Genomic DNA, 558 nt, shown 5'->3' on the forward strand with positions numbered 1-558 from the left:
ATATAAAAAAATAGTAGTGTAAACCAATGCCTTGGCTACACTACTAATCTTAGTATGTTTTTTAAGTAGGCTACTTCAGCTTCCAGTCGTTTAATCTTTTCTTGATCCGAAGGATTTTTTGGTTTTCTTCCTACAAGACCGCGCTTTTCTTTTAGTCCATCGATTCCTTCTTGTTTATAAGCCTTAACCCACCTCACAATTTGAGATGCGTCTACGTTAAATTTCTCAGCTACTCGCCGATACCCACCCATTTCACCCGATAAATAGAGTTCAACCGCCTGCAGTTTAACCTCTACAGAATAAGTTTGTTTTCTCCCCATACAAAAATCCCCTCCAAGTAGATAGTAGCGTTGCTTTCTTATAACTGTCTACTTAAAGGGGAGCATATCATACATTTATGTTGCATTAGAAACGCTTTTTATTCCTTCATTTTTAGTATATACCGGCTGTTAGATCAATGTTTTTGGCTTCTGATTCTTCTGTTTTACTTTATACATGTGACTGTCAGCAATACTGATTAATTCATTTAGCGTTCTTGCTTCGTCTGGATATACAGCC

1 protein-coding gene is annotated in these 558 nt (G+C 36.9%); it reads right to left on the reverse strand.

What is annotated here, in order from left to right; translation table 11 throughout:
• Positions 1-35 precede the first annotated feature (35 nt).
• Positions 36-320 (reverse strand): helix-turn-helix domain-containing protein, encoded by a 285-nt coding sequence (locus tag NLX67_RS22645; RefSeq protein ID WP_254313643.1) that lies wholly within the window; start codon positions 318-320, stop codon positions 36-38.
• Positions 321-558: the final 238 nt, after the last annotated feature.

Origin of the sequence: Domibacillus sp. A3M-37 (assembly GCF_024213455.1) — a bacterium.
GTDB classification, from domain to species: Bacteria; Bacillota; Bacilli; order Bacillales; family Domibacillaceae; genus Domibacillus; species Domibacillus tundrae.

What these genes read in the sequence shown, in the direction of transcription:
- NLX67_RS22645 (WP_254313643.1), bottom strand. Translation starts at nt 320, where the DNA reads ATGGGGAGAAAACAAACTTATTCTGTAGAGGTTAAACTGCAGGCGGTT.